Origin of the sequence: Lunatimonas salinarum, from assembly GCF_017811155.1 — a bacterium.
GTDB lineage: Bacteria > Bacteroidota > Bacteroidia > Cytophagales > Cyclobacteriaceae > Lunatimonas > Lunatimonas salinarum.
Genome location: NZ_JACVCV010000006.1, coordinates 212,945 through 237,241, shown reverse-complemented (window position 1 = coordinate 237,241; position 24,297 = coordinate 212,945). Strand labels below are relative to the sequence as shown.

Genomic DNA, 24,297 nt, shown 5'->3' with positions numbered 1-24,297 from the left:
TAGCCTTAACTTCAAAAATCTTTGGTGGAGAGGGACATTTTAAATATTTTTGCCAGTCCGTTTCATCGATAGTTTTTGAGAAACGAAACAAAAACCACACGTAGGATCAGGTAAAAGGGGCAAAAAAGCAGAAATAAACCACCGCATCGTGATCTTAAATTTCAACAGTCGTTTAATCAATCAATGAAGAAAATCAGAGCGGTAATAACCGGAGTACAAGGATGGGTTCCAGAGTATGTGCTAACCAACCAAGAACTGGAAACCATGGTAGACACCAACGATGAATGGATCACCTCCAGGACCGGCATCAAGGAAAGGAGAATTTTAAAGGGTGAAAACCAAGGCACATCGGTTATAGGTACTGAAGCGGTAAAGGGACTTCTCGAAAAGACGAATACACGGGCCGAAGATATAGAACTCATTATCTGTGCGACGGTTACTCCAGATATGTTTTTCCCGTCCACAGCCAATCTGATAGCCGCCAACGTTGGCGCTTCCAATAGTTATGGATTTGACATCTCCGCAGCTTGCTCCGGGTTCTTATACGCCCTCACCCTTGGGAGTCAGTTTATAGAAACCGGGATGCACAAAAAAGTCATCGTGATCGGGGCCGATAAAATGTCCTCGATCGTAAACTACGAGGACCGCTCTACGTGCATTATTTTCGGTGACGGTGGTGGCGCTGTCTTATTAGAACCTACCGAAGAGGAACTGGGGGTAATGGACTCCATGTTGCACTCGGATGGTAAAGGAGCGGACTTCCTCCACATGCGAGGCGGGGGAAGCCTACATCCGGCAAGTTTGGAGACCATCGCCAACAAAGAGCATTACATCTATCAAGAGGGCTCAACCGTCTTTAAGTTTGCCGTAACCAATATGGCTGACGTCAGCGCCAAAATCATGGCAAAAAACCACCTGACAGGAGACGACATATCCTGGCTTGTCCCCCATCAAGCCAACAAAAGAATCATCGATGCCACCGCAAACCGCATGGGAGTGGGTCCAGAAAAAGTGATGTTAAACATCGAGAAATACGGAAATACTACCGCGGGTACCATCCCACTCTGCCTTTGGGATTACGAATCCCAGCTGGGAAAAGGCGACAACCTGATATTGGCTGCATTCGGAGGAGGCTTTACTTGGGGCGCCATTTACCTAAAATGGGGCTACGATCCAAATTAACGAGAATCAACATAAAATCAACATAAAAGATGGCAAGTACCGCAGACTTCAAAAATGGTCTGTGCTTGGAATTCAACAATGACATCGTTAGCATCGTAGAGTTCCAGCACGTCAAACCAGGCAAAGGCCCAGCTTTTGTTCGGACAAAGATGAAAAGCCTAACATCGGGCAAAGTGTTGGAAAAGACCTTCAGCGCCGGTGAAAAAGTAACGACCGCAAGGGTGGAGAAAAGACCCCACCAATTCATCTACGCTGACGACATGGGCTACCATTTCATGGACATGAATACCTTCGAACAAATCCCCATCGAAGAATCACTGATCGAAAGGCCACAGTTGTTGAAAGAAGGACAGCTGGCAGACATCCTTATTCATGCGGAAACCGAAAAGCCTCTGGGCGTGGAATTGCCCCCCTTTGTAGAATTGATGATCACCTATACCGAGCCTGGCATAAGGGGCGACACTGCGACTAATGCCTTAAAGCCGGCTACATTGGAAACCGGTGCAGTGGTCATGGTGCCACTTTTTGTAGAGCAGGACACCATGATTAAAGTTGATACCCGCGACGGTTCTTACTCAGAAAGAGTGAAATAATTGCCCAAACTTTGTTATTTTTTACTAAATTTCAAGGTTATACCAATCATCTGAAACAATAAGCACGCCTACAGTAATCCCTTAAAGGGTGTTGTTTGGGCATAAAACGATAACATATGAAAGCGAAAGAGATACAAGAATTGATTGATTTCATATCACAGTCAGGACTCGCTGAGGTGAAGATTGAGACAGATGAATTCAAGCTGTCGGTCAAAAAGAGTGTAGAGCCAAGTGCCTTAAAGACCCCGGAAGTCTCACCTGCGCCGGCAGTCCCGGTAGCCGTTGCTTCGGCGCCGACCCCCGTTGTTCCGAGCCAGGAGACACCTGCTGTATCGGGAACCTTGGTAGAGATCAAATCACCCATGATCGGAACCTTCTACCGAACTCCAAACCCTGATTCGCCCTCCTTTGTGAATGTAGGTGACACCATCCAAGCGGGTCATACCGTATGTATCATCGAAGCGATGAAACTTTTCAACGAAATTGATTCAGAAGTGTCCGGAAAAATCGTCAAAGTATTGGTCGAAAATGCGTCCCCTGTCGAGTTTGACCAGCCCCTGTTTTTAGTAGACACTGCTGGTTAAACGATTGAAAACCTGAATTTAAAAAAACGTGTTTAAAAAAATATTAGTAGCCAACAGAGGAGAAATAGCACTCAGGATCATTCGTACCTGCAAAGAGATGGGGATCAAAACAGTGGCTGTTTACTCTACCGCAGACAAAGACAGTCTGCACGTCCGCTTTGCAGATGAAGCCGTTTGTATTGGTTCTGCGCCAAGCAGGGATTCTTACCTGAATATTCCCCGCATCATTGCCGCGGCAGAGATTACCAATGCAGATGCCATTCATCCGGGATATGGTTTTTTATCCGAAAACGCGGAATTTTCGAGGATATGCGAAGAATATAACATCAAGTTCATCGGAGCAAGCCCCGAGATGATCAACAAAATGGGAGACAAGGCTACTGCCAAAGCCACCATGGCAGAAGCAGGAGTTCCTACTATACCGGGATCTGATGGCTTGTTGCAGGACTTGGAGCAGGGCCTTCAGGTGGCCGAGGAAATCGGCTACCCAATCATCCTAAAGGCCACAGCCGGTGGAGGGGGACGAGGCATGCGGATCGTAAAGCAAGCAAGTGAGTTCAAAAAGGCGTGGGATGATGCGAGGCAGGAGTCCGCTGCAGCCTTTGGAAATGATGGACTCTATCTGGAAAAATTCGTAGAAGAACCTCGGCACATTGAAATACAGGTTATCGGTGATTCTAAAGGACGTGCCTGCCACCTCTCCGAAAGAGATTGTTCCATACAGCGCCGACACCAAAAACTCGTAGAAGAAACCCCTTCCCCCTTTATTACGGACGAACTAAGGGACATGATGGGTAAAGCAGCTATCAAAGGCGCGGAGGCGATTGCATACGAGGGTGCAGGTACCATTGAATTCTTGGTAGACAAGCACCGCAATTTCTACTTCATGGAAATGAATACCCGTATTCAGGTCGAACACCCTATAACAGAAGAAGTCACTGACTTTGACCTGATCAAAGAACAGATAAAGGTAGCTGCTGGTGAACCGATAAGTGGGAAAAACTACTATCCGAAATTATACGCCATGGAATGTCGGATCAACGCAGAAGACCCCGCCAACAACTTCCGACCTAGCCCCGGTAAAATCGTCAACCTCCATCTACCTGGCGGGAGGGGTGTGCGAATAGACAGCCACGTATACGCCGGCTACGTCATCCCCCCAAATTACGATTCCATGATCGCCAAACTCATCGTGAGCGGTCAGTCACGAGAGGAAGTAATTGTTCGGATGAAACGGGCGTTGGAAGAGTTTGTAATTGATGGCATTAAAACCACCATTCCTTTCCACTTGGCGCTATTGGAAGACAAGGAATTCAAGGCGGGCAACTTTACGACCAAGTTTCTGGAAACCTTCGACTTCTCAAAAGTAAAAAAGACCAACTAATCAAAAAGAGGCTGCTGTTTGGCAGCCTTTCTTTTTCCCATCCTTGCTACGTTTGCTGATTTCAGCAAGCGCCGCCATTCCAATTTTAGCCATTTCTCTACTTGACGCTGCTAGATCCCAACATTTTCCGTATATAAAAAAACGCTTGCTATTTCACCCAAATTTGCTCATTTTAGGGTTTCGATAAATAAACTCACTCAGTCCCGAAAATGCCCAAACAGTTAATCTATTTAGTATTATTTCTTGCTGTTGCCGTTTCTGCCTGTAACCCGTCAAATTCGGATAAGGCCGGAAACCTTCAAGAAAGTGACCAGCTAAGTTATAACTTTCATGTACGCCCCATACTTTCTGATAACTGCTTTGCCTGTCACGGGCCTGACCCCAATACCCGGGAGGCGGGACTTAGATTGGATACCGAAGAAGGCGCATATGCTGCGTTAAAGGAAAACCCGAATGCACATGCCATTGTACCTGGCAAAGCAAAAGAATCTGAAGTGGTCAACCGGCTTTACTCCGATGACCCAAACGAAATAATGCCACCTCCTGAGTCAAACCTAAAACTCACAGAGGAAGAAAAAGAAATTCTGACAAAGTGGATTGCACAGGGCGCAAAATACGAACCACATTGGGCATTTGTTCTGCCGGAAAAACGAAGCCTTCCTTCTGTTAAAAACAAAGAATGGACAAAAAATGAAATTGATTATTTCATTGCCTCTAAAATGGAATCGGTTGGCCTGACTCCTAATCAGCCTGCACAGAAAGCCCACCTGCTAAAACGGTTAAGCCTTGACTTGACGGGATTACCCCCTTCGCTAGATCTTATTCAAGAATATCTTAGCGATGACAGTCCGGACGCCACCGAAAAGGTAATTGACCGGCTGTTGTCAGACCCTGCTTTTGGAGAACGAATGGCTGTACTGTGGATGGATATTTCCCGCTACTCAGACTCGTATGGTTATCAGGACGACAATATCCGCACCCAATGGCCCTACCGGGACTGGGTGATACACGCGTTCAATAAAAACATTCCTTACGACCAGTTTATCACTTGGCAACTTGCAGGTGATTTGCTTCCCGATGCCAATAAAGAAACCATTCTCGCCACTGCATTTAACCGAAACCACAAATACACCGAGGAAGGCGGGGTTATTGAGGAAGAATACCGCGTCGAGTATATTGTGGACAAGACCAATACCTTCACCAAAGCGATACTGGGCTTATCAGCCGAATGTGCACAGTGCCACGACCACAAGTACGATCCCATTTCCCAAGAGGATTACTTTAGCATGTACGCATTCTTTAACAATACCCCCGAAAAGGGATACGAGGGGGATGTAAGCAGATCCAAACCAGCCAAGACACCTATTATGTGGATAGAGCAGGATGACCTGGAAGATGTGTTGGGTTTTGTAAACCACGGCGACACCAGCAGAATCATGGTCTCCGTGATGGAGGATTTTAAAGATACGCTTCGGACTACCTACATTTTGGATCGGGGTCTTTACGACGCACCCAGTCGGCCTGTTACCCCATCTACACCTGTAGCTGTACTTCCATTTGACGAGAAACTGCCGAAAAACCGCCTTGGCTTGGCACAATGGACCTTTGACGAGCAGAACCCTCTCACTGCCCGCGTTTTTGTCAATCTAATATGGCAAGAATTATTCGGTGTGGGCATCGTCAAATCTGCGGGAGACTTTGGTATGCAGGGAGACCTTCCTTCCCACCCCGAGTTATTGGACTGGCTAGCAGTGGACTTTCGGGATAGCGAATGGGATATAAAAGGCTTAATAAAAAAGGTGGTAAGCTCGGCTACCTATCAGCAATCTGCAGAAGTGACCCCTAAAAAACTGGAAATCGACCCTGAAAACCAGTATTTATCTTGGTCACCCCGCATCCGCCTAAATGCGGAACATATCCGTGACATCGTGTTGGCAAGTAGTGGCCTGCTAAACCGCAAAATCGGAGGACCTAGTGTAAAACCCTACCAACCGGCCGGATTGTGGGAGGCATCTACTTCCGGAAGGGGAGAGTTGGCCGTCTATCGACAGGACAAAGGTGATGCATTGTACCGAAGAGGCTTGTACACCTTTATCAAACTGACCTCTCCCCCACCCAAACCGATCATTTTTGACGGGAGTAACCGGGATCTTTGTGAGGTAAGCAGAGGCAGGACCAATACACCCCTACAGGCCTTGGCGATGCTGAATGACCCGCTGGTACTGGAAGCATCCCGCGTGCTTGCCTACTCTCTGGTACAAAGCCACGATAATAAAGAGGATGCTGCGATCACCGAAGCCTTTACCCGAATTCTTAGTAGACCGCCCCATGAACAGGAAATGGAACTGCTGATGGGTTTTTACCAAGAAGAATTTGTGCGATTTACGGAACGGCCTGACGATATAACACCTTTAGTAAGTATTGGAGACTATCCAATAAAAGAAGAAATGAGCAAACCTGAGACCGCAGCCCTAATGCAAGTGGTAGTTGCCCTATATAATTTGGAAGAAGCAATAACAAGGACCTAAAATGGAAAAAGAACGATTAGAAGGCGGATTAAACGAAAATAGACGAAAATTCCTATCCAAAGCGAGCGTTGGATTGGGTAGTTTGGCGTTGGGCTCTCTATTGATACCTGATCTGTTTAAGGGCAGCTCCCAGTTGGATACCGATCGAATTCTGGCAAACGTGCCGCACTTTGCCCCCAAAGCTAAACGAGTGATCTACTTATTCCAGAACGGAGCACCATCCCAGTTGGAATCCTTTGACTATAAACCTACGCTTAACCAGCGAATGGGGGAAGAACTTCCTGACTCCATCCGTCAGGGGCAACGCCTTACGGGAATGACCTCCGGGCAAGCCTCCTTCCCATTGGTAGGTTCGTACCCTAAATTCAAGCAGTATGGACAAGCCGGTGCCTGGGTTAGCGACCTATTCCCTTACACATCCAAAATTGTGGATGATCTTTGCATCATTCGCTCCATGCACACCGAGGCTATCAATCACGATCCAGCACTTACCTTTTTTCAAACAGGGGCGCAAGTGGGTAACCGCCCCAGTATGGGGGCTTGGCTGAGTTACGGACTGGGTAGTGACAACAACAATTTACCCAGCTTCTGCGTACTCCTGAGCCGTGGCAAAGGAAATGGGCAAGGGGTGTACTCCAAGCTTTGGACAAATGGCTTCTTAGATTCAGTACACCAGGGCGTGCAGTTTTCCAGTGGAGAGCAGCCTGTCCTTTACTTGGCCGATCCGGAGGGCATGTCCAAAGAAGACCGCCGAAGAATGTTGGATAAGCTGGCGCAACTAAACCAAATGAACTACGAGTCCTTTGGTGATCCGGAGATAAATACGAAAATCCAGCAATACGAAATGGCCTACCGTATGCAGACAGCGGTACCTGAAGTAACCGACTTAACCAAGGAACCTGATAGCATTGTCAAACTATATGGTCCGGAGTGCCTGGTTCCGGGAACTTATGCAGCTAACTGCCTGCTTGCCAGGAAACTGTCTGAAAACGGTGTTAGGTTTGTTCAAATCTACCATCAGGGATGGGATCAACATGGCAACCTTCCGAGTGAGATGGCCGGACAAGCGCTTGACACCGACCAAGCTTCTGCCGCATTAATTACAGACCTGAAGCAGCGAGGTCTTCTCGATGAAACACTGGTAATTTGGGGCGGAGAATTTGGCCGAACCAACTATTGCCAAGGGCGCTTCTCTGCGGAAAACTATGGCCGTGATCACCACCCTAGGGCGTTTTCTGTGTGGATGGCCGGCGGTGGTGTAAAACCGGGCATTGTCTATGGCGAAACCGATGAATTTGGATACAACATTGTTAAGGATCCGGTTCATGTGCATGACTTCCACGCGACCATGCTGCACTTGTTGGGAGTGGACCACGAAAGACTCACCTTTAAACATCAGGGCAGACGCTATAGGCTAACCGACGTTCATGGACATCTGGTAAACGACATCATTGCCTAACTAACAGGAAAACCCTCAATAACCGTTATTTTATGATTACAGAAAAATGGAAAACAATCGCTGGACAGGTGCTGTTTGCCGCCCATGCGTTTGTTTTGGTGTTGGTTTTTGCCGAGGGCAGACTGGCTATTCCTGATTGGTTACATGTCTTTGGCCGGTTGCATCCCTTATTGCTTCATTTTCCGATCGTCATCCTACTGCTCGCACTGGTTCTACTTTTAGTTCCCCATTGGGCCAAAACCAAAGAAGACGGATTGGAATACGGAGAAAACCTACTGTTACTTGGATGTCTCACCACGGCATTTACCGTAATCGCTGGGCTGTTTTTGTCCCATGAGCCGGGATATGACCAAGAACAATTACTCTGGCATAAATGGTCCGGATTGGCAGTCTTCTGGCTTGCATCTCTATTATATACGTACCTGCACCAACCTTTCCCTGTTTGGCAAAAAGCCGGCATGGGGGTAATCGGAGTAAGCTTGTTGGTATCTGGTCACCTAGGTGCCTCCATTACCCATGGAGAGGGCTTTGTCACAGCTCCACTTGCTTCGGAGGCCCCCTTGGTGGCACTGGAGGATGCAGAGGTTTTCGCCCACGTGGTGATGCCTATCTTGGAACAAAAATGCGTGAGTTGCCACAAAGCTTCTAAGCAAAAAGGAGGGCTACGAATGGACAAGCCTGAATTACTGCAACGGGGAGGAGACTCCGGCCCTGCCTTCGTAGAAAACGACCCGCAAGGCAGCCTGCTTGTGCAGCGGATTTTACTTCCTCTTGAAGATGAGGAGCATATGCCCCCAAAAGGCAAACCACAACTATCCGAAGAAGAAATAGCGCTATTGGAAGCTTGGATCGCCAATGGCTCAGACCTTGACCGTAAATTAGTGGCCTATAGCGATACCAGTTCTATTTTTCTATTGGCAGCAACTAAGTTTACCAATGCCAAGTCCTACGATTTTAAGGCAGCTGATGCCAATACCGTCAAAGGGCTCAATAACTTCTACCGAAAGGTTCAAGCGTTGGGAATGGATTCGCCTGCTTTATCAGTTAGTTACTTTGGTCGATCTGTTTTTGATCCGCAGTCATTGTCCGAACTCAAAGATATCTATCAGCAAACCGTCTCCATCAATCTTAACAACATGCCTTTGAAAGATGAGGATATGGCCATACTTGGAAATTTCCCTAACTTGGAACGCTTATTTCTGAATTTTACAGATATCTCCGGAGAGGGTATCAAAAGCCTAAAAGAATTGGAACAGTTACGGCTGCTTTCTCTCTCTGGAAATGCGCTGGATGAAGCAGCCATTACACACCTTTCCGAGCTGAAAAAACTAACCCATCTGTATATATGGAACACCGGTTTGGAAGATGCGCAGCTTCAGTCGCTAAAATCAGCTCTCCCCAACACAACCATTGAGACCGGTTACAAAGATGACGGCACTGTTTACCAGCTAAATCCTCCAGTCATTAAATTCGATCGTGCGTTTTTCAAAGATAAAATGGAAGTGAAAATCCAGCATCCCATCCAAGGAACGAGTATTTTTTACACCCTCGATGGCACAGAACCGGACAGTAGCAACCACATCCTCTACCAGGGCCCATTGGAGATTACCGAAAATCTAACGCTAAAGGCGAGGGCATTTGCCCCCGGATGGACGGGTAGTGATCCTACTTCTGCGGAATTTATCCAATCTGCAAAAAGCCCCAAGAACTATACCTTAAAATACCCTCCCGCAGACCGATACAAAGGAGATGGTGCCAGTAGCCTTTTTGATGGAAACAAAGCGGTAAAAGATTCTTGGAACCTCAATTGGTTAGGGTTTCGTTTCACACCTTTGGAGGTTGAAATGGAATTCGAGGAACCCACTCCCATATCAGATATGGCCCTATCTATCTGGTATAACAGCGGTGGTTGGATGTTCCCTCCACAGGAAATTGAAATTTGGTCCAAAAAAGGCGACGCGGATGAGTGGAAGTTGGAAACAAAACATCGCCCAAGCCAACCCAAAAAAGAGGATCCAGGTATGCTGACCAGGGTTCCTATTCCTTTTCAATCAGAGGACACCAAATTCCTCAAATTGGTTGCACACCCTATCGCCAAACTTCCCGAATGGCATGGAGCAAAAGGACAACAAGGCTGGATCATGGTAGATGAACTTGTCATAAATTAGAAAAACACCTTAATCAAAAAATCGTTTGGGTTACCCCAATATAGCATTGCAAAAAAGCCGGCTAGACCGTTTACACATTCAGCCTTCCTCCTGGCACCAAAGGAAGGCTATATAATCTCACACCAGATGCGTCGTAAATGGCATTGCGGATAGCAGGTGCGACCCCCACTATCGGTGCCTCCCCCGCCCCCGCGGATGGCAGGTCTTTGCGGTTTATTAAAACCACTTCAATGGCCGGCACATCCCGAAACCGGGGCACCCGATAAGTGGAAAGAAACGGGTTTAACACCTCTCCATCTTTAAAATCCACGGCCTCAAACAATGCCCCACCTAAGCCCTGCAGCACACAGCCTATAACCTGCCCCTCCAAATGCCGGGGGTTGATAATTGCTCCGCATTCAAAAGAAACCACCAACCGTTTTACGGAAACCTCTCCACTGTTTGCGTCGACTTGTACTTCTGCGCAAGTTCCCACGTACCCCCCTTTAACAGTACCACAAGCGATACCAAAACCAGTACCGGGAGACTTTGCCTTGCCCCACCCAAACTTCTTTGCCGAGGCACGAAGTGCCGTGAGTAAGCGCTCGTTTGAAAGATGCTGCTCCCGGAACGCTAATGGATCAATTCCAAACTCGACTGCATGATCGTTCACCTGCGACTCAATCGCAAAAATATTCGCTGTTGATGCCAGCGCCCGATACGAACCTTGTCTCAGAGGCGTATCGGAAGGGATATACTGGTGATGCTTCGCTGCCACATCATAGGGGATTTCGATTCCTGCTCCTCCAGAATTATAATTATACATTTCCCATGCCACGAGACTTCCATTCTGATCCGAGGCCGAGGAAACTTCAATCACTCCTGCAGGCCGCACATAGGCCCACTTGAATTCTTCTTCCCTGGTCCAGATCACCTTTACCGGTCGACCAATCGCCTTGGCCAGTCGGGCTGCCTCTATGCCCGCCTCGCCGGTATGTTTTCCGCCATATCCTGAGCCTGTATCGGGCATGATCACCCGTATTTTTTCTTTGGGCATACCAAAGGCACGCTGAAGCTCTTCCTGCACCCCAAAAGGACGCTGCGTACCTGTCCATACAGTGACCGCGTCTCCCTTCCATTCAGCTAACCCAGCCCTTGGCTCAAGTGGTACGTGAGCGATGTAGTCGACCAAAAATTTACACTCCATTTTCTTGACTCCCGAGTCCAAGGCCGCTTTCACCTTATCCGCTGGAGCTTTTGTGTCACGTGCAGAAGCTTTCAAATGGGTAAAAAGACCATCCCTGGACACCTGCGCTGTTTTTTCCCACTCCGATTCGATCAACGCCAAGGCCAAGGTAGCGGTCTGGCTATCGGGAGCCGTAACGGCTACAAAATCGCCTTCCCTAACTACTCTGACACCGGGTAATGCCGCTGCCTTTTCTGTGTTGACAGCAATCAGCTTAGCCCCATAAGACGGGGCACGTAGCACCTTGCCATATTGCATATCCGGTAATACCATATCGGAAACATAGCGGTGCTTGCCGGTAATAAACAAAGCACCACCTACCTTTGGAATGGATTTACCGGCAATCTGCCATTCAGTAGCAGGAACAAGTGCTACGTTTTGATTTACAGGCTTCAACAGCCTTTGACCTTTAGCCAATGCTGCGTAGCAGAGTTGGGTTCCATTGGTGGGATGGTATACGATACCCTGCGCTAACCGAAGCATTTCCTTGGATATCGACCAATCAGAGGCTGCCACTTCCTTCAACATCTCACGGATGGATGCAGCTGCTTTTCGCAGGATCGGAGCCATCTGAGGGGTGGTTAAGCTACCGTATGTTCCCCTATCGTAGGGAGTCAACTGGGTATCCCCCATGATCAAATGGACATCCTCCATCGAAACATACAATTCTTCCGCCACAGCTTGTGCCAAAGACGTGCGAATGTTTTGTCCTACCTCTACCTTTCCAGTCATCACAGTAATCTTTCCCTCTTCATTCACATGTATCCACGCAGCGATGCTGTCTTCGCCTACCTGAAAACCTAAAAAATCAGCAGCATGCGCAGAAATAATATCCGATGCCACCACAAAGGAAGCTATCCCTAGACCCATTCGCTTAAAAAATCGGCGTCTGCTGATGGGCTGCTGCTTGAATTCAATTTCACACCGCTCGTTTTGCTCCGGATATAAATGGGGAGGTTTCGCTGTCCCGTTCTTCATCTTATCGATTTTTGATTAAGTCCATTTTCTTACCCGCTTGAAAAATCGCCTCCACGAGCTGAGGATAGGTGCAGCAACGGCAAATATTCCCGTTCATGGCATCCACAATTTCTTCTTTACTTGGTGATGGATTTCGCTCCAAAAATGCAGCGGCAGTGACCGTCATTCCCGACGCACAGTACCCGCACTGAAAAGGATCAACCTCGAGAAAGGCCTGCTGCACCGGATGTAGTTCACCATCAAAAGCTAATCCTTCAATGGTTACCACATTTTTGCCCTGTGCAGATACAGCCGGCGTAATGCAGCTTGGCACAGAATTCCCATTAATCATAACCTTACAGGCACCACAAACAGCTTCACCACATCCATATTTGGTACCTGTGAGGTTTAATTGCTCCCGAATAACTTCCAATAGCATGGGATTTCCAGCCACGTTAACGGTATGTTCCTTTCCGTTTATGTTGATTTTCATCTGTTTATAATTTGTCTTTAAGCGGTCAGATGGAATCTCGCACGTATTACAATCGTTCCTCCGTGTGTCGCTTGCGTCGTGCTCGATTTCATGTGTCTATAATTTGTCCCTAAATGGGCGGAACATCCAAATTACCCATTAAATAGCTTAATAACAAGCAAAAAGAATAGGGAGTAAATCACACCCTATTCAACCCATTGCTTGCCTGACTTCCGGGCCAGCAAGTTCAGCCCCACCTCCGCTTTTGCCTTTGTCTCCTTTCATCAACCCACGATAATTATCATACATCTATAAATAAATGCATTTCAAATTAAAAAAATTTTATCTCACATGAAAAGGTAAAAATTTAACCGCATAAAATTGAAATTAAAAACCAATTTAATTAACTTTTCCCTCGTAAAAAGATCATGTATATAACTGGGTTTGGATAAAGCTCTTATCTAAATAGTGTAAGCTGGCTGCGGAGATTTGACCCGTAAAAAATTACCTAATTGAATTTTCTACCATTTGTAACCTGCGACAAAATCATTAATAAAAAGGATTCACTTGAATAACTGAGGAAATCCAATTGTTCTTTTTTTCCATGAACACCAAACAGCAACTTCAAACGCTCAATCAAGTAGTGTACTCAAGGATACAATCCCTAGAGCTACCCAACCCGCTGCGTGAGCGCATCTTGAACGAAGAATTGCCTCAGCACCAAAGGGATTACCTCATACCACTTTGCTACTCACTATCTCCTGCATTTGGAGAAATTGATGAGGAGGATCAAATCACCATAAGTACCGCCATTTTTTTAGGAGCCATGGGTATATACCTACTTGACCCAATTTTGGATCTACAGATGACAGGTTCTGAAATCAAATCACCGCTATGTGACAGCATCCTCGCAATCAGTGCTTCCCAACAACTTTTGAATGAGGTGATCCCTGCAAAATCACGCTTTTGGAATAAGTTCCAAGAACGATTAAGAGACCACTTTCATGAAGTCTCGTTGAGTTCCGTGAAAAAAACCGGTAAAAAGGCATGGAATCAGGCCGCCTATCATGAACTGCTGAAATTCAAGTATTCCCTACTTTATTTGCCCCTAGACGCCTTATTTCACCTTACAAATGAAAAGGCAAAAACCAACTATTACTACCTTCGCGAGGCCCTCTTTTATTTTACCATTGGATTTAACATCCCCAATGAAATCATCGGATTCACCTCTGACACTACTCTTGGTTTAAAAAACTACGCCTGGGTTCACCTATCCGAATACTTGGAAAACGAAAACCTGGACAAACGCCTGTTTACCGCAGAAGAACTGCATAAACTGATTTACCTTAGCGGCATTGCTACAGCATTGTACGATGAAGCCCTTGAGGCCTTCGATGAGTGCCTCTCCACAGTCAAGCCTATGAACCTTCCACTATTTGAGAGAATCGTGCACGAACGAATAAAAGTTACCATCAAAGAAAAGGAAGCTATCAATACCTACCTGCAAAACATTTCGTGATCAAGGGTTCTAACTTTCCGCGATTTTCCCTTTTTCCTGCAGCCTTCAGTGTCCGCTAAAACCTACTTTACCTGTTCGAAAAAATCATCAGATAACTTTTTGAAATTTAGTAGCCTTCGAACAAAGAAAACGCACTCCCCGAGTTAAAGTCACCACGGGTCGTTAATGGCCTACAACCGACCTTACAATTCCATTGATTTTCCTGAAATTCAATCAGAAAAAAACAGGGAATACAAAACTTTATTTCAACATCAAACGTATATCATATTGATATCAAAAAATAATAGATAAAAATGGAAAAAATCGTCACTCCCTCCTCCGGCTATACCGTTTTGGTAAGTACCTTCCTCCTAGCCACCTGCTCTGTACTTTCCTTTGTCTACAAAATTCCACCTGTAGGCATTATTTGTACAATAAGCACCCTCCTTTTACTTCCCGGGTTCTTTACGCTTCAGCCCAATAAGGCAGTTGTTTTGATTTTGTTTGGCGCATACAAGGGGACCGTGAAAGCAAATGGATTCTTTTGGGTGAATCCTTTCATGATAAAGCAAAAGATATCGCTTCGTGTGAGAAACTTTGAAAACAAACCTCTAAAAGTGAACGATAAAATCGGTAACCCTGTCATGGTGGGTACCATCGTGGTTTGGCAGGTGGAGGATACGTTCCGTGCAACATTCGATGTAGAAGACTACGAAAACTTTGTACACCTTCAGACTGACGCAGCGGTACGAAAAATGGCAGGAAAATATCCCTATGATGACTTTGAAGCTGAAAATGCAGAAATCACCTTAAGGTCAGGCGTAGAAGAAGTCAACCATTCACTCGAAGAGGAGATATCAGAGCGGCTTAATCACGCCGGCATTAAGGTGATAGAGGCGCGGATTTCCCATCTTGCCTATTCATCAGAAATAGCCTCTGCGATGCTACAGCGGCAACAAGCCACTGCGATAGTGGCTGCGCGGCGCAAAATCGTGGATGGTGCAGTAGGAATGGTAGAAATGGCCCTAGAAGACCTCAAGCTAAAAGGGATTATGGATTTTGAGGAGGACAAGAAAGCAGCCATGGTGAGCAATTTGATGGTGGTGCTGTGTTCAGACCGTTCGGCAAGTCCGGTATTGAACGTAGGAACCCTAAACAACTAGGATCATGGTGGTAAACGAGCGGCAAAACTTTATGGGAAGCATACTGATGTGGGGCATGATTATGCTGGAAGCACCCACACTCATCCTACTCACGACCCTTCATTTTACCGGAAATCTTGGCGATGAAGGGTGGAAAGTGCTGCTCGTGGTTTTTGGGATCTTGGCGGTCACCTTCTTCTTTGTATTAAGTATCTCGCTGGAGCTTCGGGCTGATGAAACGGGCATTTCCTTTCGAAACCCACCTTTCCTTTACACTTGGAAGAAAATCCCCCTTTCAGATATCCGCTCCGTTACAGTAAAAAAATCAGCGGGGTTGATGGACTATGGAGGTGTGGGCGTACGGATCAGCAAAACCCGAACGGCTTATATTTTCTTTAGTGACCATGTATTGGAAATCCAGCGATGGAGCACCCCTAAAACACTAATTTTCAGTACTCACCGACATCGGGACTTACAGCAGTTAATCGAAGTATGGCAAGTAGAGCAGGATAAATCATGAGCAAAACGATATTCAAGGAAACCCAAAAATTCAAAGATTTATGGATCTGCCTAACCATCTTTCTTACCGCAGTGGTGGCGTTATGGATCTTGGCACAGACCACGCTGCAGGAGGATCTCAACGACTGGCAGGGAGCTTTGGTTGCGGTCTTCGTATTGATCTCAGTGGCTGTGCTATTGTTTGTAATTGAGCTGGATGTGAAGATAGACGAACGACACCTAAGGTTTCGCTACTTCCCCTTGCTGGCCGAAAGGACTTATCCCCTGGAAGACATAGAGAGCCTTTCATTGATAAGGTACAATTCCCTTCGCAAGTTCGGGGGTTGGGGGATCCGAACAAATTTCCAGTATTGGGTGTACAATACGGGTGGAAACCATGGGATAATGGTAAAAACCAAAAAGAAACAATTCTTGTTAGGCACCCAACAACCCGAAGCCGCTCTTGGGGCTATTCAGTGGTTCAACCAGCAAAAACTTCAGCGAAATGCCGAATAAGAAACCCTTTGCACTACGGATAGACGAGCAGATGATGAAGGCTGTAGAAAAATGGGCTTCGGACGAATTCCGTAGTACCAATGGTCAGCTGGAGTGGATTATCCACGAGGCACTGAAAAAAGCCGGAAGGCTCCCCTAAAGCAAATAAACTCCATTAATCATTGACATGGCTTGGCAAACCCTACCGCCTTTGGTAATTTTGTCCAGTCACGCTGCACCACCTATTCCATGAATATACAGGCTATTTGTACCGACATAGACGGGACATTGTTAGATAAGAATCGCCAACTTTCACTTAGAACCAAAGCGGCCTTTTCCCAATTACCAAAGGACTTCCCGGTAATCTTGGCCTCCTCTCGCATGCCCTCCGCAATGACCCACTTGCTCGAGGAATTGGGCAGGCCTTATCAGCCATTGATCTGCTATAACGGAGGATACCTACTGGCATGGGATCAGGAATCCAAACAGATGCTACCGATTGATTCCACTTACATATCTCTTCTACATTGCAAAGAAATTTTGAAGCTGACGGAAAACACCTCCATTCATGTGAGCTTCTACTCTGCAGATGATTGGTATGCCCCTAAGGCCGATCGCTGGACAGAAAAAGAAGAAACTGTCACCAAAGTAAAATCCATCCTAAAATCAGGTAAAGAGGTTTTGGATATATGGGAAAAATCCAATAGCGGTGCCCACAAGGTGATGTGCATGGGAGAGGAAGTTGAAATACAGTACCTTTACAAACGTTTAGAAGAGCTTTTAGGAACCGAATTACACCTATACCGATCAAAGGATACCTACATAGAGATTGCTCCTAAACAAATCTCAAAAGCCAGCGCATTGGCCCTATTGTTACAGAACAAGTTTGATTTCAGCATGGAAGAGGTAATGGCCTTTGGCGACAACTTCAACGATGTGGAGTTGATTTCCGGTGTTGGGTTCGGCGTAGCGGTGGAGAATGCACGCGATGAAGTAAAGGCGGTAGCAAAACACCTGACTGCTAGCAACAAAGCCGATGGCGTAGCTATTGCGATCGAGTCGTTTTTGTTGTAACGTACCCTTTCTCCAACAATGGTTTTAGGGTATTTTACCCTTAGATTAGTCCACTTCCGTCCTCCACCTCCTCCAATGCTCGGGAAAGGAAATCGCTAAAAGGCTTAGCACGCTCAAAAGCCTGCAATGCGAGCATCTTGTACACCCCATTAGTCACTTGATCATCGGTAAGTGGCTTCGAAAGAATAAAGCTCTTATGCCGCAGGTAGTCGATGTAGGGATGATCTGCGGGATAGTCGCGGGGACTGGTTTTGAGTTGATCCCCTTCCAATCCATTGAAATACCCCTTGACCGTGGGGTGCTGTAGCAGTTGATACAATTCCGCACCTGAATAGTCGATTTCCTGTCGAATACGCTTTAAGGTGTCTGCAGGCGGCATCCAAACCCCACAGGCCAAAAAACTGCGCCCGGGCTCCACGTGTAGGTAATAGCCGGGACCCAAACTTTTCTTTCCTCCCACCGCGAAATAAGCTGCCATATTTGTTTTATAAGGTCGCTTGTCCGCAGAAAACCGGATGTCCCGATTTTGCCGAAAAACACAATCTTTGGGCTTCAAAGATTCAAGCAACGGTTCGAATGCAAGCATACCCTGCAGTAATTCGGCTACCTCCATCAAAAAAAACTCCTTGGCATGTAGATAGCGCCCCCTATGACCATCCATCCATTCTTTGTGGTTGTTTTCTGCAAGATCTCGTAAAAAGGGTATCAAAGGACTTTCCATAAGGCATCGGGTACGTTTGAAGATTTTGTAAGATAATTCAGATAGAGTTGAAACCAAGACCACAGGGTTTGGCATGACTCCAAAATGTCTTAGGTAAACATAACATCATTGGCCATCTAGTTGGTTTGGTAAATATGGCTTTTTGACAATCAAAATTTACACTAAAGAAAAGCGAAACCAAAACCCAATCAGTTTTCCAACCTATTTAAGCCCACCATTTGGATTTCCAATTTCGCTACATTTACTTTGTGGCACACTTCAGGCAACTGATTTATACAGAAGAGGGGAGAGAACAGGCTCTTTGAACCTCTGGCAACCTTCCTTTTGCGGAAAGGTGCCAATACCTGCCCGAAAGGGAACGATAAATTAGACTATATGACCCAGCAAATTTCCGGCATTTTCTTTATCAATCACGCGTTTGTACTGGCGTTGTTTTTTTCGCGTGACTTGCTTTGCCAGTTCAACCTCCATCCCTTCGTCAAAACTAAAATTTACCATGTCGTATAAAAATTTCGAGACCCAAGCCGTACGAATTACCGAATCTGCTTCTGACCAGCGCGAGCACTCGTCTCCTATTTACCTCAGTTCCAGTTTTGTGTTCGATTCTGCGGAACAGGCCCGGCAGATGTTTGCCGACGAAATCCCCGGAAACATCTATTCCCGCTATGCCAACCCGAACACGAGTGACCTGATAGCCAAGGTGTGTGCGGCAGAAGGCACCGAATCGGGCCTCACCACTGCCTCGGGCATGGCGGCTATGTTTGGCAGCATGGCAGCACTCTTGTCCCAAGGGGACCATATTCTCGCGTCGCGGTCTCTGTTCGGATCCACGCACCAACTGCTTACCCGTGTCTTTCCCAAATGGGGTATATCACATACCTACGGGGACATCAAAGACATCGCACGCTGGGAGGAGCTGATCCAGCCCAATACCAAGATGCTGTTCATCGAGACCCCTTCCAACCCAGGATTAGAAATCATTGACCTCGCGTACATCGCAGCCATGGCAAACGCCCACAAGCTGATTCTGGTGGTAGACAATTGTTTCGCTACCCCTTACCTACAGCAGCCGGCCAAGTGGGGTGCACACATTGTGACCCACAGTGCAACCAAGTTTATCGACGGACAGGGTAGGGTTCTGGGAGGGTTGATTTTAGGTCAGAAGAAATACATCGATGAGGTCCAGTTTTTTATGCGGCATACCGGACCTTCCCTCTCACCCTTTAATGCTTGGGTACTGGCCAAAAGTATGGAGACCTTGGCGGTTCGTATGGATCGGCACTGCGAAAATGCATTGAAAGTAGCAACCTACTTCCAAGAAAGTACCGATATTGAATTCGTTAAGTACCCATTTTTACCTTCGCACCCGCAATATCACTTGGCGAAAAAGCAAATGAAACACGGAGGCGGAATCATTACCTTGACGTTGAAAGGAGGCCTTCAGCGAGCAAAACGTTTTATTGACCACCTGAAAATGATCACGGTAACGGCCAATCTGGGCGACAGTCGCAGCATCATCACGCATCCCGCCTCTACCACTCACAGCAAGCTGACCGAAGAGGAACGAGAGCGGGTGGGCATCCTAAACGGCCTGGTTCGCCTATCGGTAGGGCTGGAACACGTCGATGATATAATACAGGACATAGAACAGGCACTAATAAAGTCCAGGTAGACGGAAACGGACAACGGTAACTGACGGAACGGCAGATCATTGGTTTCATGGCACAGGAGACGGCGTTTAAAGCCACCGATGGGAATGCAAAACCCATTAGGGGAAAAGACGACTACTTGGGAGCAAGAAATTTAGGGACTCTTCTGGCCTTTGTACCTTGTTCAAAGGCGTAGGCCAACTCTATCAATACCGGCTCGGACCATGCGGTGCTGAAAAAGGAAATTCCTACCGGAAGCTCATCAATCATACCCATGGGTACCGTAATACTGGGGTACCCGGCATGTGCTGCGGGTGAGGAACTTCCGAGATGGTAATAATCCCCGTTGGTCCAGTCCGTTTTCCATGCAGGACTTCCGGTAGGTGCGATGATGGCATCCAAGCCGTGTTCTTTCAGGGCTTTGTCTATACCGTTGTCCTGACTGTTTTCACGGAGTTTGTTCAATGCCTCCAGATACTGAGGGCTGTTCAAATCTCCTTTTTCCAAGGCAAGTTCTAGGTAGTGTTGATTATAATGGGCCAGTTCTATGGGATCCTGCTTGTTGAACTCAATTAGCTCCTCTAGGCTTTTTATCTTTGCGTCCGGACCCAAGGAGCTAAAATACTTATTCAGCCCGTCTTTGTATTCATAGAGCATTACCTCGAAAGAATAGGATCCGGTTCCGGGAGGCGATATTTCCTGTAGCGGAATAATTTCAGCTCCCTGTTCCTTCATAAACGCGATGGCTTCTTCCATAAGCTGATCCACTTTGTAGTTGATTCCAGCGGTTGATTTCATCCAGCCGATTTTCTTTCCTTTCAGACCATCGGCCTTTAAGAATGGAGTATAGTCGGTCAGGTATCTGCCATCACTGTCGCTGGTTTTGTGATCGGCGGGGTCCAGCCCCACCATGGCACCCAAGCTGATGGCGGCATCCCTCACCGTTCGGGTCATTGGGCCGGGTGTGTCTTGGGTATAGGAAATGGGTATGATACCGGACCTAGAGATCAAGCCTACGGTCGGTTTGATGCCCACAATTCCGTTGGCAGTAGAAGGGCATACGATGGACCCGTTGGTTTCTGTACCGACCGCCATTACGGCGAGGTTTGCGGAAATGGCTACTCCAGACCCGGAACTACTCCCACAGGGATTCCGGTCAAGTATGTAAGGATTTTTAGTTTGCCCTCCCAGCCCACTCCACCCGCTGCTGGATAGTTGCCCACGAAAATTTGCCCATTCACTCAGATTGGCCTTACCGATAATTACTGCCCCGGCTTCCCGTAGCTTTTTCGCCACACGACTATCCTGCAATGGCTTGGAACCTTCCAGTGCCCTAGAACCTGCGGTGGTATGCATCCCGTCATGGGTGTCAATGTTGTCTTTCAGCAAAACGGGGATACCATGCAAGACTCCCCTTTTCTCTCCTTGCCCGCGCATTTGATCTAATTGTCGGGCGATATCCAACGCATCCGGATTGACTTCCAACACAGAACGAAGCTCGGGGCCGTTTTGATCGAGCTGCTCGATACGTGCCAGGTACGCACGGACTACTTCCTCAATAGATAGGCTACCATCATCGTATTTTGCTTGAAAATCAGCTATCCCCCATTCCAAATAGGGGAATGAATCCGCTTCATAGGCATTCGCTACCTGAGGATCCTTTGGCTGGCACGCCCCCCAGGTAATGAGCATTGCAAGGGTAAGCATTAAGAAAATAGGTGAGCCAAAATACCGGTGGTTTGATGGCAATTTTGTAGTGTTTTGGTTGTGCATGGTGTATTCGTTATGACGTAAACCCAAACTTATTCGTCAATAAATGCAGGCTAAAATTGCGCAGAAACCCGCTTGAAATACTCCATGCTTTCCTTTACTTCCGGCAGGCTGTTTTCCCAATTATGTTCGTACTCTGCGGAGAAGACCCCTTTAAATCCCTGCCGATGGAGCTCGTGAAGGACGCCTGCCACATTGCAGGTCCCGGTTCCCCAAGGCACATCGTGGGCCGATCGCACGCCACGGGCATTTAGATCCTTCATGTGGAGGCTGTGGATACGGCCTTCTAATCGTTGCAGGGCATCAATGGGGTCTACGCCAGACCTTATCCAGTGGCCAATGTCGGCACACACGCCCATAAGGGGACTTCTCCCTTCCAACAATCTGGCCGGAACCTCCGGATGCCAATAGAAGGAAGGCACGGGGTGATTATGCAGGGCCACTTTGATCTGGTGTTCTTCGCAGAGTTTTTCCACTAGGTCTAGCTGATTGGCTCGCGGCTCGGTGGTGATCACTTCAATGCCCAACGCCTTTGCAAAGGCGAATACTTTGGGCCAATCCTCGTCGTTGGGACTAACTACTCCATAGGCGACAGCTTGTATGTCGTATTTGGCAAGCAGGGATTTTATGAGGTTCAGCTCTTGTACGCTTGCCGTAAAGGCCGTAGTAGCCTCACCGGTCTTGGAGATCTTTTGCCCCGGATAAAGCTCCACATACTTCACTCCTATGCTGTTCAATTTTTCGAGGGCCTCTTCAAAGCTAAACAGCCGAAAGGTGTATGCCTGACTGCCTAGTTTCCAATCTTCTGGGATACTGCTTTGGGCTTGGGCCATAAAGCTTGCTAAGCAAAATATTACGGAAAATAACGTTTTGAACATATGTGGCTTCATAATAAATGATTACTTTAACAGGGTTTTAAATTTTATATTCGTTAAAATTAGCCAAATTTCCCAAAGCACCAATCACCTATGAAGTGGAAAACAAAAACCTTTCTTCTAGCGGTCGCCTTATTGGCCGCTTCTCATTTGCAGGCTCAATCAGACCCTTTTATGAAGGAGTTCCTAGAGCGATGGGAAGGATCTAAGCGGTACATGCTGACCATAGCCGAGGCATTGCCGGAAGAACACTATGACTTTCGCCCCACTCCGGATGAAATGTCCTTTGCTGAACAGCTTATGCACATCGCGGTAACGGTGGAATGGCACATATTCAGCCGATTTGAGGGCCTGAATACGCCCTACCGGACAAAAGATTACCAGGCTGGAGGTATGACAAAAAAGGAGATCATCGAGGTGCTGGAAAAAGAAATGGATAAGGCAGCGGGACACATTGCCCAATTTGACCCGAGCCGACTGGGAGAAATCAATCAATACGGACAGCTTCGCCGTACCGGTCGGCAGTTTCTGTTACTAGCCGCCGATCACATTGCCCACCACCGAGGTCAGTTGGTCGTGTATTTGCGTATGAATGGCATCAAACCACCGAATTATATCCTTTACCAATAAATCTATATAAATTGCATTTCCTCAAAAACCCAAAAAGTATGTTTAGATCCATCTTGCTGGTAGCCTGCCTGCTGGCTCAAGTTCATTTTTCCGGTGCTCAGACTGCCACAAATAAGAAGTCCCTACCACTCTCGGATGGCAGTCCGGCGAGTGTGGGCATGTCCCCGGCACGAATTCAGCGCATAGATGCCATGTTAAAGCAGTCGGTGGACAACGGCGACATACCGGGCGTGGTGGCATTAATCGCCCGTAATGGAAAGATAGTCTACCATCAGGCCTATGGCTCAGCTGATGTGGCATCGGGCAGGGCATTGAAAAAGGACGATATTTTTCGCATTGCCTCTCAAAGCAAAGCGATCACTGCTACCGCTGTCATGATGTTATGGGAAGAGGGCAAGTTCCGACTAGATGACCCCGTGTCTAAGTTTATTCCGGAATTTAAGAATCCACAGGTGCTTCAAAACTTCCGCTATGCTGACACCAGTTTTACCGCGCGTCCAGCCAGTCGGGAAATTACCATACGCCATCTCTTGACCCATACATCCGGATTGGGTTACGGAGTTATCGACGGCGATGAGCGGATGAAGATGCTTTATGCCAAGGCAGGAACCACCGATTTGTTTAGCACCGAAGATGTGTCAATCAAGGATGTGGTCATGAAGCTTGCCAAACTTCCGCTGCATCATGACCCGGGAGAAAAATACACTTACAGCATGGGGTTGGATGTATTGGGCTACCTCGTGGAGGTGGTTTCAGGTATGCCTTTTGACCAGTTTCTACGGGAGCGGCTGTTTGACCCACTCGGAATGCAGGATACGTGGTTTTATTTACCGGAAAACAAGGCAAATCGCCTCGTCGCCATTCACCACCGAGTGGATGGCGTGTGGAAAAACTATCCGAACACCTTTTATAATGTGAATTATCCCAAAGAAGGAGCGAAACGATTCTTCTCCGGCGGAGCAGGTCTCTCGAGTACTGCAAAAGATTATGCTACCTTCCTGCAAATGTACCTAAATGGCGGAGAACTGAACGGGGTACGAATCCTCAGCCGAAACACGGTCGCTATCATCATGGCCAACCATGCGGGTGATCTCTATGGCGGAGGAAATGCCCATTATGGGTTGGCGTTTGGCGTGCTCACCGAAAAGGGACAGGGCCGTGGTGGCGACCTCAGTGAAGGAACTTTTAATTGGGGAGGCTATTTCAATACCCAATATTTTGCCGATCCAAAAGAAGGATTGATAGGCGTTATCCTGAAGCAGACACAAGGAGGAACCGGGGATCAAACCGGATGGAAGTTTAAGCAAATGATGGGCGCAGCGATCGATGACTAAGGCGAAAAAGGTAACAACGGGGTAAGTGGAAAAACCATTTTTACCTATCTTTGTGCCCT

21 protein-coding genes and 1 riboswitch are annotated in these 24,297 nt (G+C 47.2%); of the genes, 16 read left to right on the top strand and 5 right to left on the bottom strand.

Features of this window, described 5'->3' with window-relative positions; all coding sequences use genetic code 11:
* Window positions 1-183: 183 nt before the first annotated feature.
* From IAQ59_RS09505 to IAQ59_RS09475, 7 genes are all read left to right on the top strand, one after another.
* Window positions 184-1,182 (top strand): beta-ketoacyl-ACP synthase III, encoded by a 999-nt coding sequence (locus IAQ59_RS09505; protein WP_209330559.1) that lies wholly within the window; start codon window positions 184-186, stop codon window positions 1,180-1,182.
* A gap of 29 nt (window positions 1,183-1,211) precedes the next feature.
* Entirely contained in the window at window positions 1,212-1,775 is a 564-nt protein-coding gene (gene efp / locus IAQ59_RS09500; protein WP_209330558.1) for an elongation factor P, read from the top strand.
* 116 nt (window positions 1,776-1,891) lie between these two features.
* Complete coding sequence (accB, locus tag IAQ59_RS09495; RefSeq protein ID WP_209330557.1) at window positions 1,892-2,359, top strand: acetyl-CoA carboxylase biotin carboxyl carrier protein; 468 nt, start codon at window positions 1,892-1,894, stop codon at window positions 2,357-2,359.
* 28 nt (window positions 2,360-2,387) lie between these two features.
* Window positions 2,388-3,743: an acetyl-CoA carboxylase biotin carboxylase subunit gene (gene accC / locus IAQ59_RS09490; RefSeq protein WP_209330556.1), complete on the top strand. Its 1,356-nt coding sequence runs from the start codon at window positions 2,388-2,390 to the stop codon at window positions 3,741-3,743.
* A 209-nt stretch (window positions 3,744-3,952) separates the two neighbouring features.
* Window positions 3,953-6,271: a PSD1 and planctomycete cytochrome C domain-containing protein gene (locus tag IAQ59_RS09485; RefSeq protein WP_209330555.1), complete on the top strand. Its 2,319-nt coding sequence runs from the start codon at window positions 3,953-3,955 to the stop codon at window positions 6,269-6,271.
* A gap of 1 nt (window position 6,272) precedes the next feature.
* On the top strand, window positions 6,273-7,730 hold the full coding sequence (locus IAQ59_RS09480) for a DUF1501 domain-containing protein (protein WP_209330554.1): 1,458 nt from the start codon (window positions 6,273-6,275) through the stop codon (window positions 7,728-7,730).
* 32 nt (window positions 7,731-7,762) lie between these two features.
* On the top strand, window positions 7,763-9,898 hold the full coding sequence (locus IAQ59_RS09475) for a c-type cytochrome domain-containing protein (RefSeq protein ID WP_209330553.1): 2,136 nt from the start codon (window positions 7,763-7,765) through the stop codon (window positions 9,896-9,898).
* A gap of 70 nt (window positions 9,899-9,968) precedes the next feature.
* Here the strand turns inward: IAQ59_RS09475 and IAQ59_RS09470 are convergent, their stop codons facing one another.
* Window positions 9,969-12,101 (bottom strand): xanthine dehydrogenase family protein molybdopterin-binding subunit, encoded by a 2,133-nt coding sequence (locus IAQ59_RS09470; RefSeq protein WP_209330552.1) that lies wholly within the window; start codon window positions 12,099-12,101, stop codon window positions 9,969-9,971.
* 1 nt (window position 12,102) lies between these two features.
* A complete protein-coding gene (locus IAQ59_RS09465) occupies window positions 12,103-12,573 on the bottom strand; it encodes a (2Fe-2S)-binding protein (protein ID WP_209330551.1) in 471 nt (156 codons plus the stop codon).
* A gap of 583 nt (window positions 12,574-13,156) precedes the next feature.
* Here IAQ59_RS09465 and IAQ59_RS09460 point away from each other — a divergent pair.
* From IAQ59_RS09460 to IAQ59_RS09435, 6 genes are all read left to right on the top strand, one after another.
* The gene (locus IAQ59_RS09460) at window positions 13,157-14,071 is read left to right on the top strand and encodes a hypothetical protein (protein WP_209330550.1); all 915 of its coding nucleotides are present in this window, start codon (window positions 13,157-13,159) and stop codon (window positions 14,069-14,071) included.
* 293 nt (window positions 14,072-14,364) lie between these two features.
* Window positions 14,365-15,213 carry an SPFH domain-containing protein gene (locus tag IAQ59_RS09455; RefSeq protein ID WP_209330549.1) on the top strand — a complete coding sequence of 283 codons (849 nt, stop codon included), beginning with the start codon at window positions 14,365-14,367 and terminating at the stop codon, window positions 15,211-15,213.
* Between the two features lie 4 nt (window positions 15,214-15,217).
* Window positions 15,218-15,712, top strand: coding sequence for a hypothetical protein (locus tag IAQ59_RS09450; RefSeq protein ID WP_209330548.1), 495 nt, complete (start codon window positions 15,218-15,220; stop codon window positions 15,710-15,712).
* Entirely contained in the window at window positions 15,709-16,206 is a 498-nt protein-coding gene (locus IAQ59_RS09445) for a hypothetical protein (RefSeq protein WP_209330547.1), read from the top strand. Before IAQ59_RS09450 ends, IAQ59_RS09445 begins: the two co-directional genes overlap by 4 nt.
* Window positions 16,196-16,345 (top strand): type II toxin-antitoxin system antitoxin, encoded by a 150-nt coding sequence (locus tag IAQ59_RS09440; protein WP_209330546.1) that lies wholly within the window; start codon window positions 16,196-16,198, stop codon window positions 16,343-16,345. Before IAQ59_RS09445 ends, IAQ59_RS09440 begins: the two co-directional genes overlap by 11 nt.
* Before the next feature lie 32 nt (window positions 16,346-16,377).
* Window positions 16,378-17,259: a Cof-type HAD-IIB family hydrolase gene (locus IAQ59_RS09435; protein WP_342450692.1), complete on the top strand. Its 882-nt coding sequence runs from the start codon at window positions 16,378-16,380 to the stop codon at window positions 17,257-17,259.
* Between the two features lie 40 nt (window positions 17,260-17,299).
* Here IAQ59_RS09435 and IAQ59_RS09430 read toward each other — a convergent pair whose 3' ends face one another.
* Window positions 17,300-17,980, bottom strand: coding sequence for a DUF2461 domain-containing protein (locus IAQ59_RS09430; protein ID WP_209330545.1), 681 nt, complete (start codon window positions 17,978-17,980; stop codon window positions 17,300-17,302).
* Window positions 17,981-18,248: 268 nt separating this feature from the next.
* A riboswitch (SAM riboswitch) is annotated at window positions 18,249-18,348 on the top strand.
* Between the two features lie 128 nt (window positions 18,349-18,476).
* Between IAQ59_RS09430 and IAQ59_RS09425 the strand changes: the two genes are divergently transcribed.
* A complete protein-coding gene (locus IAQ59_RS09425) occupies window positions 18,477-19,652 on the top strand; it encodes a trans-sulfuration enzyme family protein (protein WP_209330544.1) in 1,176 nt (391 codons plus the stop codon).
* Window positions 19,653-19,764: 112 nt separating this feature from the next.
* On the opposite strand, the gene IAQ59_RS09420 is transcribed toward IAQ59_RS09425, so the two are convergent.
* Window positions 19,765-21,336, bottom strand: a complete 1,572-nt coding sequence (locus IAQ59_RS09420; protein ID WP_209330543.1) for an amidase — start codon at window positions 21,334-21,336, stop codon at window positions 19,765-19,767.
* Between the two features lie 116 nt (window positions 21,337-21,452).
* Entirely contained in the window at window positions 21,453-22,232 is a 780-nt protein-coding gene (locus IAQ59_RS09415; protein ID WP_245189522.1) for a sugar phosphate isomerase/epimerase family protein, read from the bottom strand.
* Window positions 22,233-22,367: 135 nt separating this feature from the next.
* On the opposite strand from IAQ59_RS09415, the gene IAQ59_RS09410 reads away from it, so the two are divergent.
* A complete protein-coding gene (locus IAQ59_RS09410) occupies window positions 22,368-22,904 on the top strand; it encodes a DinB family protein (RefSeq protein ID WP_209330541.1) in 537 nt (178 codons plus the stop codon).
* A 38-nt stretch (window positions 22,905-22,942) separates the two neighbouring features.
* Window positions 22,943-24,238 carry a serine hydrolase domain-containing protein gene (locus tag IAQ59_RS09405; protein WP_209330540.1) on the top strand — a complete coding sequence of 432 codons (1,296 nt, stop codon included), beginning with the start codon at window positions 22,943-22,945 and terminating at the stop codon, window positions 24,236-24,238.
* The last annotated feature ends 59 nt before the right edge of the window (window positions 24,239-24,297 follow it).

Bases quoted from the DNA above. Each gene is read 5' to 3' on its own strand.
- IAQ59_RS09505 (WP_209330559.1), top strand. From the start codon at position 184: ATGAAGAAAATCAGAGCGGTAATAACCGGAGTACAAGGATGGGTTCCA.
- efp (WP_209330558.1), top strand. From the start codon at position 1,212: ATGGCAAGTACCGCAGACTTCAAAAATGGTCTGTGCTTGGAATTCAAC.
- accB (WP_209330557.1), top strand. From the start codon at position 1,892: ATGAAAGCGAAAGAGATACAAGAATTGATTGATTTCATATCACAGTCA.
- IAQ59_RS09485 (WP_209330555.1), top strand. From the start codon at position 3,953: ATGCCCAAACAGTTAATCTATTTAGTATTATTTCTTGCTGTTGCCGTT.
- IAQ59_RS09480 (WP_209330554.1), top strand. From the start codon at position 6,273: ATGGAAAAAGAACGATTAGAAGGCGGATTAAACGAAAATAGACGAAAA.
- IAQ59_RS09475 (WP_209330553.1), top strand. From the start codon at position 7,763: ATGATTACAGAAAAATGGAAAACAATCGCTGGACAGGTGCTGTTTGCC.
- IAQ59_RS09470 (WP_209330552.1), bottom strand. From the start codon at position 12,101: ATGAAGAACGGGACAGCGAAACCTCCCCATTTATATCCGGAGCAAAAC.
- IAQ59_RS09465 (WP_209330551.1), bottom strand. From the start codon at position 12,573: ATGAAAATCAACATAAACGGAAAGGAACATACCGTTAACGTGGCTGGA.
- IAQ59_RS09460 (WP_209330550.1), top strand. From the start codon at position 13,157: ATGAACACCAAACAGCAACTTCAAACGCTCAATCAAGTAGTGTACTCA.
- IAQ59_RS09455 (WP_209330549.1), top strand. From the start codon at position 14,365: ATGGAAAAAATCGTCACTCCCTCCTCCGGCTATACCGTTTTGGTAAGT.
- IAQ59_RS09450 (WP_209330548.1), top strand. From the start codon at position 15,218: ATGGTGGTAAACGAGCGGCAAAACTTTATGGGAAGCATACTGATGTGG.
- IAQ59_RS09445 (WP_209330547.1), top strand. From the start codon at position 15,709: ATGAGCAAAACGATATTCAAGGAAACCCAAAAATTCAAAGATTTATGG.
- IAQ59_RS09440 (WP_209330546.1), top strand. From the start codon at position 16,196: ATGCCGAATAAGAAACCCTTTGCACTACGGATAGACGAGCAGATGATG.
- IAQ59_RS09430 (WP_209330545.1), bottom strand. From the start codon at position 17,980: ATGGAAAGTCCTTTGATACCCTTTTTACGAGATCTTGCAGAAAACAAC.
- IAQ59_RS09425 (WP_209330544.1), top strand. From the start codon at position 18,477: ATGTCGTATAAAAATTTCGAGACCCAAGCCGTACGAATTACCGAATCT.
- IAQ59_RS09420 (WP_209330543.1), bottom strand. From the start codon at position 21,336: ATGCTTACCCTTGCAATGCTCATTACCTGGGGGGCGTGCCAGCCAAAG.
- IAQ59_RS09415 (WP_245189522.1), bottom strand. From the start codon at position 22,232: ATGGCCCAAGCCCAAAGCAGTATCCCAGAAGATTGGAAACTAGGCAGT.
- IAQ59_RS09410 (WP_209330541.1), top strand. From the start codon at position 22,368: ATGAAGTGGAAAACAAAAACCTTTCTTCTAGCGGTCGCCTTATTGGCC.
- IAQ59_RS09405 (WP_209330540.1), top strand. From the start codon at position 22,943: ATGTTTAGATCCATCTTGCTGGTAGCCTGCCTGCTGGCTCAAGTTCAT.